The organism is Flavobacterium xizangense (genome assembly GCF_054075145.1).
Genome location: NZ_JBSIPG010000328.1, coordinates 1 through 236, shown reverse-complemented (window position 1 = coordinate 236; position 236 = coordinate 1). Strand labels below are relative to the sequence as shown.

Sequence of the window (236 nt, the reverse complement as noted above, 5' to 3'; positions counted from 1 at the left end):
TCAAATTTAGAAACATCTGGTGCGGTCCATTCGTAAGAAGCATTTCTGTACGCGTAAGGATCTGCCGCATGTTTTAGGTTTTCGGTTGTCATTAAACTTCCCTGCGGTACATCAAACTGTACTTTTCCAACCAAAACGCCATACATATTTACCTCTTCTCCCTGCTTCATATCCTGCATGTAGAATTTATGTTTCGCTTTGATGAGGTCTTTTAAAAGGTAAGATTCATTTTCAAA

General features: G+C 38.6%; 1 pseudogene. It reads right to left on the bottom strand.

The features are described 5' to 3' along the window. Nucleotides 1–236 (bottom strand): annotated as a pseudogene (locus ACWA1B_RS23635) (altronate dehydratase); the annotation flags it as partial.